This is a genomic window from Frankia sp. CeTa3Moorea (assembly GCF_978021225.1).
This window is the reverse complement of the sequence record NZ_CDXDOR010000010.1, coordinates 21,920-37,166: the sequence shown is the minus strand read 5'-3', so window position 1 is coordinate 37,166 and position 15,247 is coordinate 21,920. Positions and strand designations below refer to the sequence as shown.

The 15,247-nt window shown below is 70.7% G+C and carries 12 protein-coding genes; 4 read left to right on the top strand and 8 right to left on the bottom strand.

The window, feature by feature from the left end; translation table 11 throughout:
- Positions 1-32: 32 nt before the first annotated feature.
- Both AC08OV_RS03640 and AC08OV_RS03635 read right to left on the bottom strand, forming a co-directional pair.
- Positions 33-389, bottom strand: coding sequence for a group I truncated hemoglobin (locus tag AC08OV_RS03640; RefSeq protein ID WP_476612322.1), 357 nt, complete (start codon positions 387-389; stop codon positions 33-35).
- Between the two features lie 381 nt (positions 390-770).
- Positions 771-1,019 (bottom strand): hypothetical protein, encoded by a 249-nt coding sequence (locus AC08OV_RS03635; protein WP_476612323.1) that lies wholly within the window; start codon positions 1,017-1,019, stop codon positions 771-773.
- A 400-nt stretch (positions 1,020-1,419) separates the two neighbouring features.
- Here AC08OV_RS03635 and AC08OV_RS03630 point away from each other — a divergent pair, with 400 nt between their 5' ends.
- Together AC08OV_RS03630 and AC08OV_RS03625 are read left to right on the top strand one after the other, a co-directional pair.
- Positions 1,420-2,484 (top strand): AAA family ATPase, encoded by a 1,065-nt coding sequence (locus AC08OV_RS03630; protein WP_476612324.1) that lies wholly within the window; start codon positions 1,420-1,422, stop codon positions 2,482-2,484.
- Positions 2,485-2,808: 324 nt separating this feature from the next.
- Positions 2,809-3,567, top strand: a complete 759-nt coding sequence (locus AC08OV_RS03625; protein ID WP_476612325.1) for a class I SAM-dependent methyltransferase — start codon at positions 2,809-2,811, stop codon at positions 3,565-3,567.
- A gap of 36 nt (positions 3,568-3,603) precedes the next feature.
- On the opposite strand, the gene AC08OV_RS03620 is transcribed toward AC08OV_RS03625, so the two are convergent.
- The 4 genes from AC08OV_RS03620 to AC08OV_RS03605 all read right to left on the bottom strand — a co-directional run bounded on the left by AC08OV_RS03620 (position 3,604) and on the right by AC08OV_RS03605 (position 10,076).
- Positions 3,604-4,734, bottom strand: a complete 1,131-nt coding sequence (locus tag AC08OV_RS03620) for an ABC transporter ATP-binding protein (RefSeq protein ID WP_476612326.1) — start codon at positions 4,732-4,734, stop codon at positions 3,604-3,606.
- The gene (locus tag AC08OV_RS03615; protein ID WP_476612327.1) at positions 4,731-6,209 is read right to left on the bottom strand and encodes an ABC transporter permease; all 1,479 of its coding nucleotides are present in this window, start codon (positions 6,207-6,209) and stop codon (positions 4,731-4,733) included. The genes AC08OV_RS03620 and AC08OV_RS03615 overlap by 4 nt, the downstream gene beginning before the upstream one ends.
- Positions 6,210-6,283: 74 nt before the next feature.
- A complete protein-coding gene (locus tag AC08OV_RS03610) occupies positions 6,284-7,279 on the bottom strand; it encodes an iron ABC transporter substrate-binding protein (protein WP_476619299.1) in 996 nt (331 codons plus the stop codon).
- 112 nt (positions 7,280-7,391) lie between these two features.
- Complete coding sequence (locus AC08OV_RS03605) at positions 7,392-10,076, bottom strand: AMP-binding protein (protein ID WP_476612329.1); 2,685 nt, start codon at positions 10,074-10,076, stop codon at positions 7,392-7,394.
- Positions 10,077-10,467: 391 nt separating this feature from the next.
- Between AC08OV_RS03605 and AC08OV_RS03600 the strand changes: the two genes are divergently transcribed.
- Both AC08OV_RS03600 and AC08OV_RS03595 read left to right on the top strand, forming a co-directional pair.
- Positions 10,468-11,142 (top strand): DUF308 domain-containing protein, encoded by a 675-nt coding sequence (locus tag AC08OV_RS03600; protein ID WP_462202480.1) that lies wholly within the window; start codon positions 10,468-10,470, stop codon positions 11,140-11,142.
- 203 nt (positions 11,143-11,345) lie between these two features.
- Positions 11,346-13,304 (top strand): ABC transporter ATP-binding protein, encoded by a 1,959-nt coding sequence (locus AC08OV_RS03595; protein ID WP_476612331.1) that lies wholly within the window; start codon positions 11,346-11,348, stop codon positions 13,302-13,304.
- On the opposite strand, the gene AC08OV_RS03590 is transcribed toward AC08OV_RS03595, so the two are convergent.
- Together AC08OV_RS03590 and AC08OV_RS03585 are read right to left on the bottom strand one after the other, a co-directional pair.
- Complete coding sequence (locus AC08OV_RS03590) at positions 13,283-13,678, bottom strand: hypothetical protein (RefSeq protein ID WP_476612332.1); 396 nt, start codon at positions 13,676-13,678, stop codon at positions 13,283-13,285. The genes AC08OV_RS03595 and AC08OV_RS03590 overlap by 22 nt on opposite strands.
- A gap of 108 nt (positions 13,679-13,786) precedes the next feature.
- A partial coding sequence (locus tag AC08OV_RS03585) for a hypothetical protein (RefSeq protein WP_476619290.1) occupies positions 13,787-15,247 on the bottom strand: 1,461 nt, incomplete at its 5' end.

The following is a 15,247-nucleotide window of genomic DNA, read 5'->3' as shown; positions in this document are numbered from 1 at the left end:
GGCGGACCTGTCGTCGTTCGGTGACGTGAGGGTCAGGCGGTGACGATCGACCTGCGTAGCGGTAGCAGGGCGCTCGTGACCGCCGCGACCGTGCCGGCGCCGAGGCCGGCGTCGGTGAGGGCCGCAATGAGGTGCCCGGCGATCCGGTCGAAGGCGGCGTCGGTGACGGCGAGGCCCGCATGGGCGACCGCGAGATCACGACCCTCGTAGGCCTTCGGGCCTCCGGTCACGGCGACGAGGAACGCGACCTGGTGGGTGCGGAGCCTGGCCAGGTCGGTGTTGGCGAAATAGGGCGCCAGCTCCGGATCGGTCAGGATGCGATCGTAGAAGGTGGCCACCACCCCGGCGATCGAGGCCTCCCTGCCCAGGATCTCGTAAAACGTGGTCATCCGCTTCCTCGTCACCTGTTCCCGGAACGGTCAGTGCGGCCCAGCGTGCCGAAGATGGGCTGCGGCGTCATGTCCGGTTCGTAACGATCCGTCGATATCTACCCCCGGCGCCCGCCCGGTCGCGCCGAGATCACGGCCTCGTGTGCCGAGGTCCGATTCCGCCTGTGCCCTGTTCACAGCACCTTGACCTCACGTGAAGATGAGGTTCCAGGCTGGCCGTCCTGGAACGTGACGACACGGAACGTGACAGCGACAAGGTGAACGGGAGCTACGCTCGCTGACCTGAGCGAGCTCGGCGCGTTGTTCATCCGTGCGGCCAAGCTCTGGCGGGGCGTGGCGGGCGAGTGATCCCTGCGTCGGCACCCGTGGCTTACCCGTGGCTCAGCGGAGCGCCCGGCCGAGCGCGTCGTGCGCGTAGCCGGCCATGGCCGCGGCCTCGGACACCCCGCCGGGCCGCCCGGCGCCCGTGAAGATCAGTCGGCTGCCGTCCTCCGGGGCCAGCGACCGCACGCCGATCTCGGTGCGCCACCGCTGGAGCGGGATGCAGCCGGCCGGTCCGGGTAGTGGGGAAGCCGAGGACGACGACGGCCTGCGCCCCGTGGCCGTCCGGGCGGCGGGATCGGCCGCCACGGCCGCCACCGAACTGCCGCGACGCCCGCCAGTGCAGAAACTCGGCGACGGCGACCGAGGCTACGGCCAGCGGGACAGCCGCCAAGGAGAGCACGGCCGCCGGGATGAGGGCACTTCTTCCGCCCGCACCCACCGCGTCGAGCCGCTGCGACCGGGGTGGCTCAGGCATGCTCACAACTCCTCATCCAACACCTTGCCCGCGCAGGCCTCGGCATCTGCCGTTCCGTCCTTGTCCGGGCCCCTTTGGGGCACTCCGACTGGATAGTTCTGATCATTTTTCGGGAAGGTGAGGTGACAGCCTGACATCAGCATAGCCGGCGTCATAGGCTGTTAGGTGCAGAGTTTCTGCGCGGAGTCGCTCGTGACGCGGCTAGCGCCCGTGTCAGCCGGGAGGTTGAGCATGCTTCTCCGCTTTCGGGTGGCCAACCATCGGTCGATCCGCGACGAACATGAGCTGTCCTTGATCGGCACCGAGTTCAACGAGGGTACGGCGCGTGCGACCCCGCTGAGCTCTCGGGGGCGACCGGTGACCGTGCTGCCCGTTCTCGGCATCTTCGGGGCCAACGCGTCCGGTAAGTCGAACCTCCTCAACGCCTTCCGCTCCATGCGTGAGGCGGTGCGCAGCTCCGTCGCGGACTGGGCGAAGGCACCGGGGACCGTCCCGCGTGAACCGTTCGGGCTCGACCCGGGCAGTCGGGAGGAGACCAGCCTCTTCGAAGTAGATCTGCTGCTCGGCAGCGAACCGATCCGCTATACCTATGGGTTCGAGCTGTCCGACGAACGCGTGGAGGCCGAATGGCTCCACGCGTACCCGCGGGGAAAACGCAGCGTCTGGTTCGACCGGGAGGCCGGGCGGGCCGACGACGGCGGGGAGGAATTCCTTTTTAAGGGAACCGGATTCAAAGGTATGCGTGACGTCCTCGTTCGGTTCACCCGTCCCAACGCGCTCTTTCTCTCGGTGGGGGCGACCCTCAACGATCCGCAACTCTCGGCACTGCACCGCTGGTTTATGGACAACCTGTGGCTGGTGACGCCGGGAGCCGACATCGCCGCCCGCACCCAGTGGACGCAGCGCCTGCTGACCGATCCGAAGACGTCCTCCCGATACCAGGATCGGATTGTTGACCTGCTGGCCGTGGCGGATCTCGGCCTGACCGGAATCGACGTCGACCCGGAGACCGGCCAGGTAAGGCTTCGGCATCGTGCGCCGGACTGCGGGGAGGTCGCCATGGACTTCCTCACCGAGGAGTCGCTGGGAACCCATGCCTGGTTCGCCTTCCTCGGCCCCCTGCTGACCGTGCTGGACGAGGGAACGGTGCTCCTGGTGGATGAAGACGCCAAGCCGCGCAAGGAGGAGAACCTGGAACGTGGCTATCTGCGCGGCCGGTACGGGGGGATCCCGCGGCTCACCGCAGGTGAGATCATGCGTGAACTGTCCCGGCAGGAGGCGAAGGCGACAGCGTGAGTGCGCGGCGTGGGCGTCATGACGGCGGGGAGTCGAGGCCGCGCCGCCGGCGCGGGTCAGCCGACGAACGTCACCTGAATCGCGGACCGGGTTCCACGTCCCGCCAGGTGCGGGTCGTCTATGTCGCTGTGGAGGGAGAGTCCACCGAGCCCGGCTACCTGGACTATCTGAACAAGGAGTTCGGTGACGGTGAGGGGAAACGCCCGCCCTTCCGCATCCAGCCGGTCTGGCGAAGGAACGGCATGCTACCGACCGAGACCGTGGCCGCGAGGCGGCGCAGGAAATTCGCTCGCGACCGCGTGGATGTGCTGCCATGGTCGGCCTATGGCGCGTCAGTTCGACGATCTTGTTGCTGAGGCGACGTCGGTGCCGGTGGACGGCTGGGACTTCTCCTGGTTGGACGGGCGGGCCACCGAGCAGCGTCCGTCCTGGGGCTACGCCCGGCTGATGGGCGAGCGGATGGGTCGGGCCGCCGTGGGCCTGGACGTTCAGACCGGCGGTGGGGAGGTTCTCGCCGGACTGCCGCGGCTGGCCGGGTGCACGGTGGCCACGGAGTCCTGGGCGCCGAACATCGCGCGGGCCGCCGCGCGGCTGGGTCCCCGCGGCGTGGCCGTCGTGGCCACCGACGACAGGTCGTTGCCCTTCGCCGATGCGACGTTCGACCTGGTGGTGAGCCGTCACCCGGTGGTGACCTACTGGGCGGAGATCGGCCGGGTGCTGCGGCCGGGTGGTCGCTACTTCTCCCAGCAGGTCGGGCCGTCGAGCATGCTCGAGCTGAGCGAGTACTTCCTGGGACCGCTGCCGGCCTTGGCGCCCCGTACCCGTCACCCCGACACCGCCCGCGCCGGGGCCGAAGCCGTCGGCCTGGAGATCGTCGACCTGCGGATGGAGTCCCCGCGGACCGAGTTCCTCGACGTCGGCGCGGTCATCTACTTCCTGCGGAAGGTGATCTGGACCGTTCCCGGGTTCGGCGTCGAGCGGTACCATGCGCGCCTGCGGTCGCTGCACGATCAGATCCGCGCCGAAGGCCCATTCGTCACCTGGGCGACGCGGTTTCTGATCGAGGCCCGCAAACCCGCCTGACGCTGTGACCTGCCTGGCGCTGTGACCCGCCTGGCGTCAGTGGGGTGGGAAGGCCGTGACGGGTTCGGTGATCGACAGCCGTACGTGGGTGCCGGGTTCGGGGAGCTGGTGCCCCGGCACCCTCGCCGTCACGGTGCGGCCGGACCGGTCGAGCCGGAGCTGGACGGTGGCGTCGTGGCCGAAGTACCGCACCTCGGTGACCCGGCCGACCACCCCGTTCCGGTCCTTGTCCCGCTCCCCGTTCCGGTCTTCGGTTCGGTCTTCGGTTCGGTCTTCGTTCTGGTTCTCATTCTGGTTCTTGTTCTCGTCGCCGTCCGCCGCGGCGAGGAGCCTGATCTGTTCCGGCCGGATGAGCAGGCGCGCCTCGCCCTGGGGAGACCCGGGCCGGACGGCGAGTTCACCAAGGTCGCAGGAGGCGGTGAGCCCGGTGACGACGGCGGGCACGAACACGGCGGCGCCGACGAAGGCCGCGACGGTCGGGTTGCTGGGTGCGGCGTAGACGCCCGGGGGCGTGCCGGTCTGGGCGATGCGGCCGGCGGCCATGACAGCGACCTGGTCGGCCAGTGACAGCGCCTCGTTCTGGTCGTGCGTGACGAGCAGCGCGGTGGTCCGGTTGGCGCGCAGCGCTTCGACGACGGCGCGGGCGGTGTTCAGGCGGAGCCCCGCGTCCAGGGAGGAGAACGGCTCGTCGAGCAGCACCAGGGACGGCCGCGGGGCCAGGGCCCGCGCCAGCGCCACGCGCTGCTGCTGGCCGCCGGAGAGCTGATGGGGGAACCGGCAGGCCAGGCTCGCGTCCAGCCCGACGAGGTCGAGCAGCTCGGCGGCACGCCCGGCGGATCGGCGTTCGGCGCGGGGCAGGCCGAACCCGATGTTGGCCGCGACGTCCACATGCGGGAACAGGGCACCTTCCTGCGGGACGTACCCGACCCGCCGCCGCTGGGCGGGAACGCTGCGACCGGGGCTGAACACCCGTTCGGCGCCGAAGTCGATCGTCCCGCCGTCCGGGTCGCCGAATCCCGCCAGCAGCCGTAGCAGGGTGGTCTTGCCGCAGCCCGACGGCCCGAGTACGGCCGTCACACTGCCCTCGGGCACTCGTAGATCGATCCCGGCGAGGGCTGTCGTGGCGCCGAACCGCTTGGTGACCTGGCTGACGGTCAGCGCTGTCACGTGCTTCTCCTGACGGAACGGGTGAGCAGGAAGGTCGCCGGGGCCGACAGCAGCACCATCAACCCCGCGTAGGGGGCGGCCGCGCCGTAGTCGACGTCGCGGACGTTGCTCCAGAACTCGGTCGCCAGGGTTTCGGTGCCGGTGGGTGACAGCAGCAGGGTCGCGGTGAGTTCGGTGACCACGGCGAGGAACACCAGGATGGCGCCGGCGCCGACGCCGGGGGCGATCAGCGGCAGGGTGACCCGCCGCCAGGCCTGCGCCGGGCGCAGGCCCAGGGCATGCGCGACGTCGTCCAGGACGGGTGGCGCCTGCGCGATCGCGCCCCGTACCGCCACCGTGGCCCGCGGCAGGAACATGATCGAGTAGGCGGCGATCAGGAGGGTGGTGGTCTGGTACACGGCCGGCAGGATGTGCAGCGAGACCGTGACGAGAGCGAGCGCCACCACGATGCCCGGCAGTGCGTTGGCCGTGTAGGTGCTGCGTTCAAGCAGTGTCCCGATCCGGCCCGGGTGGCGTACCGCGAGCCACGCCACCGGAAGCGCCAACAGGACGGTGCACAGCGCGCCGACGAGGCCGAGCCCGGCCGCGGTCGCGGCGGCGGCGGCCAGTTCGCCGACGGGGAAGGCGGCGGAGGCACCTACCAGCAGCCAGTGGACGAGGCTCACCAGCGGCACGCCGAGCGCCAGGACCACGACCGCGCCGAGCCCGGCGACGGCGGGGGCGGTGAGCCGGCCGAGCCGGGCGGGTTGCGCGGTGCGGCTGGCTCCGGGCCCGAGCCGGGCGTAGCGGTGCCGGCCGCGCAGGCTCAGCTCGGCGCCGACCAGGACCGCACAGTACAGCACCAGGACGCCGGCGAGCATGTTCGCCGCCGGGCCGTTGAACGACGAGAGGTACTGGTCGTAGATGGCCGTGGTGAAGGTGGAGAACCGCAGCATTTGCAGGGCGCCGAACTCGGCGAGCAGGTGCAGGCCGACCAGCAGCGACCCGCCGAGGACGGCCGGGCGCAGCTGCGGGAGCACGACCCTGGCGAACGTCCGCCACGGGCCGAGCCCGAGTGACCTGGCGGATTCCTCCAGCGCCGGGTCCAGCCCCCGCAGGGTCGCGCCGACGGGGAGGTAGACCAGCGGGTAGTAGGCGAGTGTCACGATCAGCAGGGCGCCCGGGTATCCCTCGACGCCCGCGGTCAGCGAGACCCAGCCGTAGCTGACGACAAACGCGGGCAGTGCCAGCGGAGCGGCGAGCAGCACGTGCCAGACCCGTCGTCCCGGCAGGGTCGTCCGTTCCACCAGCCAGGCGGCGGCCGTGCCCAGGACGGCACTGGCCACCATCCCGCCGGTCACGAGCTTGGTGGTGTTGGCCAGCAGCTCGCCGACCCTGGGCCGGATCAGCAGCCGCCAGGCCTCCGACCAGCCTACGCTGACCGTGTACCCGACGACGAAGAACAGCGGGACGGCTGCGAGCAGCGCGACGAGCACGCAGGCCAGCAGCAGCGGGCGCGGGTACGCCGGGCCGGTGCGTACCCACCATCCCGCCGTCGTGGGCTGACCGTTCAGAGCAGGCCCGCCCGCTGCATCAGTTCGACGACCTTTGGTCCGTTCAGGGTCGAGATGTCGATGTCGGGCGGATCGAGTGTTGACAGCGGCTTCAGTGCAGGGTTCGTGGGGACCGCGTCGGACACGGCGTACTCCAGGGCACCGCTGTCGACCAGCGCCTTCTGCCCGGCGTCGCTGGTGAGGAAGGTGACCAGCTGCTGTGCCTCGGCTTGCTGGTCGCTGGCCGCGAGGACGCCGGCGCCGGAGACGCTGACGAACGCGCCCGGGTCCCGGTGGCCGAAGAAGTGCAGGTCGACGTTCTTACTGTCCTTGCCCGACTCCGCCTGGTCCTGGTACCAGTAGTAATGGTAGATCACGGCGGCGGGGACCTCGCCCGCGTTCACGGCGCGCAGCGCGGCGATGTTGTTGGCGTAGATCTTCGCGTTGCGTTTCAGCCCGGCGAGCCACTCGGCGGTGGCGCTCTCGCCCTTCACCGCGAGTACGGCGCTGACGATGGCCTGGAAGTCCGCTCCGGCCGCCGCGACACCGACCTTCCCCTTCCATGCCGGTCCCGCCAGGTCCATGATCGACGCGGGTAGCTCGTTCTTGGCGACCTGCCCGCGGTTGTAGATGAACACCGTCGACCGGGCCGCGAAACCGACCCAGTTGCCGGTGCTCGGGACGTACTGGTCAGGCACCTGGCCCAGGGTGGCCCGGTCCAGTTTACTGAAGCCGCCGGCGCGGTCGACCAGCGTCATGGCCGGCGAGTTCTCGGTGACGAAGACGTCCGCCGGCGAGCTGTCGCCTTCCTGGACGATCTGGTTCGCCAGCTCGGGGTCGCCGCCGCGACGCAGCTCGACCTTGATGCCGGTCTGCTTGGTGAACGCGTCCACCATCACCCGCATCAGGTCCTGGTGCTGCGCGTTGTAGAGCGTGATCGTCTTCCCGTCGTCCCCCGAGCCGCACGCTGACAGGCCGGCCAGGCCGGCCAGGCCGGTGGCCGTCACCAGCACGACCAAGGTTCTTCCTACCGAACCCATCGGACTCCTCCACCTGAACACTCCACCTGGACAGACACGTCCGACCGACCTCGAACCTCTAATCGGTCTAGAAGTTAACTCATGCTTACCTTAGCGCCGTGGAATGTGACGAGTGGCATAAGCCGGGGGCGCTGGCGGGCGAACCGCGGAGCAGACGCCTGGCGCCGAGCGGGATCGGCACGCCTGCCGTGAGCCGGCCGAGAAGGCCCATGGCATGGAACGAGACCTTCCACGCGGCGACGCCGACGGTGAGCGAGGCCAGCAGCGCCAGGACCGGATGGTCGTCCTGCAGAAGGGGGAACACCTGCCAGTGGGTCAGGTAGATGTAGAGCGAGCTGCCGGCCAGCAGGCCCGCCAGCCGGCGTAGCGGGCGTGGGCAGCGGACGCTCGTGGTCCAGGCCAGCAGGAGCACGCCGCCGAGCACCACATGCTCCCGGCGTGCGTCAGCGAAGAACCCGGGGATGGTGAGTGCCGCCGCCGCCGTGAGGGCCAGCCGCTGCCATACCGTGGTCGCGGCGGCGGTGGCCCATCCCAGCGCGAACAGCCAGAGCACCGCCACCGACGTCTGGGTGTGGCGTGGTCCCGGCGGTAGGGCCACGACGTCGAAGCGGGTGAGCAGACCGGCGGCGAGGACACTGGCGGCGACGGCCCACGGGCGGCGCCGCTGCCAGCGGTCGAACGCCGGCACGCCGAGTAGGGCCGCGAGGACCAGCAGGATCTGGACCAGGGCTTCGATGAACCAGAACTCCCAGGGCGGGCCCGCGCGGCCCGGCCCGAACACGCTGTTGAGCAGCACGATGTTGGCGGGTCCGTGTTCGTCCATGACGAGCACGAGTACGGTGATGAAGACGATGCTCGGCACCGCGAGGTACGCGATGCTGCGGAGCAGCCCGCGGACCCGGTCGCGCCGCGGCGCCGCGGTCAGGTGGAAACGGGCGAAGTTGTAGCCGGCGACGGCGATGAGGAGATGGGCGCCCCCGAGGATGCCGCCGACGGTGTCGAAGGTGTTGGCGTGCGTCCCGACGATCAGCACGATCGCGACCGCGCGGAGCAGCAGGCTGGTCTCGATCGAGCCGCCAGAGCCGCCAGCCCTGCGCTTCGGTCGCGTGGCCGGCTTCAGGTCCCGCACGGCCATGGTGTGCCAGCCGGCGGGCAGGTGTCCGAGGGCGTCCTCCAGCCGCAGTGACAGTTCCACGTAGGACAGCGAGTCGCCGCCCAGGCTCACGAAGGTGCTGTCGTCGGTGACATCGTCGCGGTGAAGCAGCTCGGCGAACAGCCGACGTACGTCGGCTGTTCCGTCCGACGGCCCGTCCCGTCCGGTGGGCGCGGTCGTGCGCGCCGGTCGCGCGTCGCGGGCGATCTCCTGCAGCGCAACCAGGTCCGGTTTGCCGGTGGCCAGGCGGGGCAGGGCGGCCAGGCGGTGGACGCGGACGGTGTTCTCCGGCAGCCGGCAGGCCCGCGCGACCAGCTGGCGGACCGAAGGTGCGTCCCGGTCGCCCTCGATCATCACGTCGACGGCGTCGTCGCCGGTCACGCAGCAGGCGCTGAGCCCCTGGCCGGCGAGGGTGTTCTCCACGTGTTGCAGGTCGATCCGGATCCCGAAGACCTTGGCGAATCTGGTCTGCCGTCCCACGATCTCGTACAGGCCGTCGTCGGTGCGGCGCGCGACGTCCCCGGTGCGCAGCTCGTCGAGCGTCGGACCGAGCGCGAGGTCCGAGGCCGTCCGCGCGTAGCCCATCATGACGTTGGGCCCGGAATAGACGAGCTGCCCCAGATCCCCGGCGCTGTCGGTGCTGTCGGTGCTGTCGGTGCTCTCGGCCAGCGGCTCGAGCCGGAACGACCCGCCCGGGACCGGGACTCCGATGGTGTGGGGATGGGTCGGCGCGAGGTGCGGCGGCAGGTAGGCCATCCGCGCCGTGGCCTCGGTCTGGCCATACATCACGACGAAGTCCCAGCCGTTGCGTCGTCCGAGCTCGGCGTAGCGGGCCACCCGGTCCGGCGCCAGTCGACCGCCGGCCTGCGTGACGTAGCGCAGGTGCGGCAGCGACATCGCGTCGAAACCGATCCTGTCGAGCAGGTCGAACGTGTAGGGGACGCCAGCCAGCGAGGTGCCCTGCCCGTCCCGGAAGAGGTCCCAGAAGCAGGCGTCCACGACGGACAGGGACGTCAGGATCAGACCGGCCCCGCACAGGAGGTGACTGTGCACGACCGACAGCCCGTAGCAGTAGTACAGGGGCAGGGTCGTCGCGGCGCGGTCGCCGGGGCGAAGGCCGAGGCACTCGACGATCGACTCGGCATTGGCCTGCAGGTTCGTGTACGACAGCCGGACCAGTTTCGGTGAGCCCGTCGAGCCCGACGTGCTCAGCAGCAGCGCGAGGTCCGGATGGAGGTCGTGCTTCGAGCCGTCACGCCGCTGCTCGACGCGGATCCGCGTCCGCGTGTCGGCGGGGCGGATCACCACGTCGGGGTCATAGGACGTGATCAGGGCGTCGGTCGACGCGGCGTTGTCACCCGGCACCAGCAGGACCGCGTGCCCGGCGGACAGCGCCGCCAGGTACAGGACGAGGACGTCGATCGTGTTGACCGCCGCGAGGAGTACCAGCCGCCGCCCGGCGCCGAGCCGACCGGCGGCGGCGTCGACGCGTGCCGCCAGCTCGCGGTAGGACAGTCGGCCCTCAGCCGTGACAACGGCCGCGCGGTCACCGTGCCGTTCAAGGTGGCGGGCGAGGAACACAGTCGAGTCTGAGAGGGACGGGCCTGCATGGGTCACCCAGCCAATGTACAAGTAAGGAAAGCCTACCCTAAGTCTTACCCCTCACTGCGCCTACGTCATCGATCTATGACGTTCGGTGCCACAGCCGCCTGTGGGTGATCTTGTCGTGTGGTGGCGGCAGCGGTGGGTCTGCCTCCCGCCCCAGCGCGGCACCCACCTGCTGGGAGGAGTTGAGTAGCGCCGCGGGCGATATGGCGTCGTCGTCGGTTCGGAATGATGTCCAGCGGATAAGCGTGGTTCGCCGGGTGGCGGGCATCAGCTTGTTGACCCGTGATGTCGAGCGCCAGCTGACGGCAATGGTCCTTGTATCGGTGACCGACGATGGGAGAATAGGATCGTGAGCGACATAACTGCCTCAGATCGTCGTACACATGAAAGATCCACAAATGTGCCCTGGTTTGGTTTTCTCGCCGTTGGAGCAGCTTTTGCCCTGTTCGCGCTGGCCATTCCGCAGTTCGATCTGACCACGGTGCGGTCGATCGCCGTGCTTCTCGGGATCGTCCTGCTCCTCGGCGCGGTGAGTGAGCTGCTGGCGGCGGCGGCGACGGCCCGGGACTGGCGCTGGTCCCATGCGCTGCTCGCGGTGCTGTTCGTGGCCGGCGGGGTGGTGGCGCTGGTCTGGCCGGATCCCACGGTCAAGGCGGTGGGCCGGATCGCGGCCTGGTTCTTCTTGACCAAGGGTCTCTACGACGTCGTCAACTCGTTCGTCGCCCGACGGACCGAGCAGCAGGCCGCGGCCGGGCAGTACGCCACCGCGGCGGAGGGCCGGCCCACCCCGGCCCAGTGGTGGATGCCGCTGATCGTCGGTGCGTTGGAGATCGGGGCGGCGTTCTGGGTGGTGGGTTCCCAGCGGGTCTCGCTGCCGCTGCTGGCCCTGTGGGTGGGCCTCACGGCCCTGGCGGTCGGGCTGACCAAGATTGCCATGGGGTTCCGGCTGCGGGGCGTTTCCCGACCGCCCGCCTCTCTGGAGGGCCTGGCGATTCCCGGCTTCGGCGCCGGCGCGGTGGAAGGCAGGCGTCTGGAGGAGGAGCGCGTCCAACGACCCGTGTCCGGGAATCGTTGACGATCCCGGGTGATCCCCGGATCCCTTCCCCCCGGTTTCTCCCGGCCGGCCCTTCGGTTTCTGCCACCGCCGTCGGTCTGTCCCTGACGCCCCACCGCCCCGACTCGCGTCAGGGCGGTGGGGCGTCAGGGTCGTGCTCCGCGGGGGACAGCAGCAGGCGGGAGGTCCGCCGCCCCGGCGCGCGTCGGCATAGCCTCGGCGGCGTGATCCGTGAGCCGCTGCTCGTCCCGTCGGAGACGGCCTTCCTGCCGGAGACGACCGTCCCGTCGTGGGCGATCCGCCTGCATGCGCGTGCGCTCGCGCGGTTGACCGGCGCGCCCGAGGCGCGGTGCAGCGTCCGATTTTTCGCCGACCAGGGCCGGGTCGTCGCGGTTCTCGTCGGGCTGTCCGTTCTCGGTTCGGCCGCCGTCGCCGCCGGGCCGTTCGTCCTGCGCCATCTCATCGACACGTCGTTGCCCACCGGCCAGGTGCGCGACCTCGTCGTCCCCGTCCTGCTGCTGTGCGCGGTGCTGGTGTTCGAGTCGAGCGTGCTCTCGGCGCGCATGGCGCTCATCGCTCGGCTCGGCGGCGTTGTCTCCGTGCGGATCCGTCAGACGGTGAACGCTCACCTGCAGCGCCTGCCCTTCGCCTTCTTTCCCCGCAGCCAGCAGGGGGAGATGATGACGGTGATGTCCACCGACGTCCTGAACGCCCAGAACGCGATCTCCGCCACTGTGCAGGCGGTGATCTGCAGGATCGCGGACATCGTCGTCGGCTCGATCGTCGTCTTCGTGCTGGACTGGCGTCTGAGCCTGGCGGTGATGGTCTTCGCGCCGGCCACGCTGCTGATCGTCCGCTTGGGCCGGCGGCGGCTCGCCGCGCTGTCCACCCGCCAGCGGGAGCTCGACGGTCTGCTCATGGCTCAGGTCGCCGACACCTCGTCGGTCTCCGGGGCGCTGCACGTGCGGCTGTTCGACCGGGTCGACTACGAGCAGACCCGGTTCGACGCGGCGGGCGCCGAGCTGTTCGCCGCCGCCGAGGATCAGGCCCGGCTGATGTCGTGGGTCCGGTTCCTGGTCAACCTCGGGGTCATCGCGACGATGACGGCGGTGCTGGCGCTGGGGGCCTGGCTGGTCTCCAGCGGTCGTACCACGCTCGGGACGGTCGCCGCCTTGGGCGGCGCGTTGCTGGTGGCCTTCGGACCGCTGTCGTCCGCTGTCAACCTGCGTGCGGAGCTCGCGGGCGCGGGCGCGTCCTTCCGGCGGATCTTCGCCCTGCTTGACGTCCCGCAGGACGAGGTACGCCTGAGGTCCGAAGGGGCCCGGGCCCCCGCGCTGACCGTCCCCCGCGCACCGCAGTCCGGGACGGAACCGGCGCCGGCCGCCGCTCGCCGGGGACTCGATGCCGGCCGGGGACTCGACCTGACGTTCGACGACGTATGGTTCTCCTACGATCTCGCCACGGCCGAGGACCGGCCGGACGGCGACTGGCCGGACGGCGACCCGACGTGGAACCTGCGCGGGGTGACCCTGAAAGTCGCCGCGGGGACGACGGCGGCGGTCGTCGGGGCCAGCGGGGCCGGCAAGACGACCATCGCCTATCTGGCCAGCGGCGTGCACCGGCCGCGGCGCGGCGGCATCCGTCTCGGCGGGGTTCCCCTCGACGACATCCCGCCGGATCGTCTGCACACGATGATCGGCGTCGTCCCTCAGGACCCGCACTTGTTCCATGACACGATCGCGGCGAACCTCCGTTACGGCCGGTTGGACGCGACTGACGACGAGCTGCGTGCCGCCTTGGCGGCCGCCAGCCTCTCCGCCCTGCTCGACCGGCTGCCCGAGGGCCTGGCGACCCGGGTCGGCGCACGGGGCTACCGGTTGTCCGGTGGTGAGCGGCAGCGGTTGGCCATCGCCCGGGTCCTGCTGCAGTCACCACGGGTGCTGGTGCTGGACGAGGCGACCTCGGCGCTGGACACCCTCTCCGAGGCCGCCGTGCGCACCGCCCTCGACCGCCTCGCGGTGGGGCGGACGTGCCTGGTGATCGCGCACCGGCTGTCCACGGTGATTGACGCCGACCGCATCTACGTGATGGACCACGGCCGGGTCGTCGAGGACGGCACGCACAGCGAGCTGCTCGCCGACGGCGGTGCCTACGCCCGCCTCTACCGGCCCACCGCCGTCTGATTGGGTGGGGGGCGATCCCCGGCCGACCCCGTCATGGTCACGACCCCGTCATGGTCACGACCGGCCAGGGCGTAGCCGGTGTAGTCGCCGGCAGCGATGGCGGTGACGTGGTTCAGGCCGCTGACCTGGACCGGCGTCGAGGCGCCGGTGGTGGTGCCGTTGCCGAGCTGGCCGAAGCCGTTGAAGCCCCAGGCCCAGGGGATGCCGTGGGGAGCCTGCGTGTGCTGGGCGGATGCCTCGGTAGGCGTGCCGGCCGGTTGTCCCAGGGGCGCCGCACCGCGGGCGGTGGCCGGCAGCAGCAGCGCAGTCGTGACCGCGGCGACCGCCGTTCCCTGCTTGTTGCCGTGCCGTCTTCCCTGCTGCTGACCCGTCACTGGTTCTCCCTGTGCGTTCGATCCCCCTTTGATTTCTCAGAGTAAGAGTAAGTTTCGGAAAGTAGTCGAATGGGCGTGAGGTGCGGCGAGTCGGCCGGCGGGAGGCCGTTACCCGCGTCGGCCGCCTTCCCGGTGCGCCCGGACCGCCCGCAGCACGCCCCGGGCGAGCAGGAACAGCACGAACAGCATCCCGACGGCCGGAAGCGAGACCAGCAGCGCGGAGACGACCTCCGCGAATGCGGTGACCAGCTTCCCGTCACGGGTCGCCCGGCCCGCCAGCCCGAGATAGTCCCACATGGCCCGGGTCGTCCGGGTAAGCACGAACGGAACCGAGACCATGAGCACGACCAGGTTCACCAGGATCAGCGGTGCCGCGAGCAGCGCCCAGGCGGTCACCACGATCCGGGCCGACCGGGTCAGCCCGTCCGGTTGGCTCCGGTTGTCCGGTCGGCTCCCGTTGTCCGGCGGGGTCAGCCCGTCCGGCCGGGCCCGTCCCGCCGATCGGGCATGCCGCCCGCGCGGGAGGCGGTTGCGCCGCCGTGGCAGCGTCGCGCGCAGCGCCGGCCCCATCCGGTTGAACAGGTCCGGTACCCCGGCCAGGTCGCTGACGATGTAGTAGCCGTCCAGCCGGACGAAGGGCGCAAGCTGGCGCATGGCATCCAGGTGGACGAGGACGACGGCGGTCACCAGCACACCGGCGTGGGTGAGCGCGAGAGCCCCGGCGAGCAGCAGAACGAACAGTCCGTTGAAGTAGATGCCGCCGAGATCGGTGCGCAGCCGGCCGAGCCGGCTCAGCCGGTAGGAGTCGGTGACGTCGGTGAAGAAAGCCGGCCACACCAGGTACATGCCGAAACCGATGACTCCCGGGCGGGCACCGCCGTAGTGGCAGGCCGCGGCGTGCCCGCATTCGTGGAACAGCGCGCCGACGAGGGCCAGGCCGACCACCACCAGGATCAGCGCCGGGGTCGCGAGCACCTCCGCCGCGCTGTCCCGGACGCTGTGCCGGCCGAATATCCACACGTCGGTGGCCACCAGCAGGGCCAGCAGCAGGGCCACGGCCGCTGGTCGGAACAACATTGCGAACACTCGGCTGACTCGGTGCACGGCCGGCGCGGGTAGCAGGGTGTGCCGGGCGGCGAGTGTGAACAGCGCCTTCGCCCGGGGCGCCGGAGTGACACCGTTCTCGCTGGCGATCAGGCCGAGTGGCATGAGCCGATCCACCACGAGGTACGCGACGTCGGCGCCACTCACCCGGCGGGCGCAGACCCCCGTGACCCGGTCGGCAATCGCGGCGACGTCGCGGGCGCCGTCTGCCGCCTCGAGGATGTGCGCGAGCAGTTCGGTGAGCGCGACGACCTGACCGTCGGCGCGGCGGGCCAGGAAGACGGGCCGGGCCAGGCCCGACCCGGTGAACTCGCCGAGTAGCGCCAGGCCGTCGGCCCGGCTCGGTCTGGCGGGTACCTCGGCCGGCCCAGGAACGCCCGTCGGATCGGCGAGGCTGGCGACGCCGGTGACGCCGGTGAGCCCGGGCGCCTGGTCCGGTTCGGAAGGTGCCGGCGGCATCGTTGT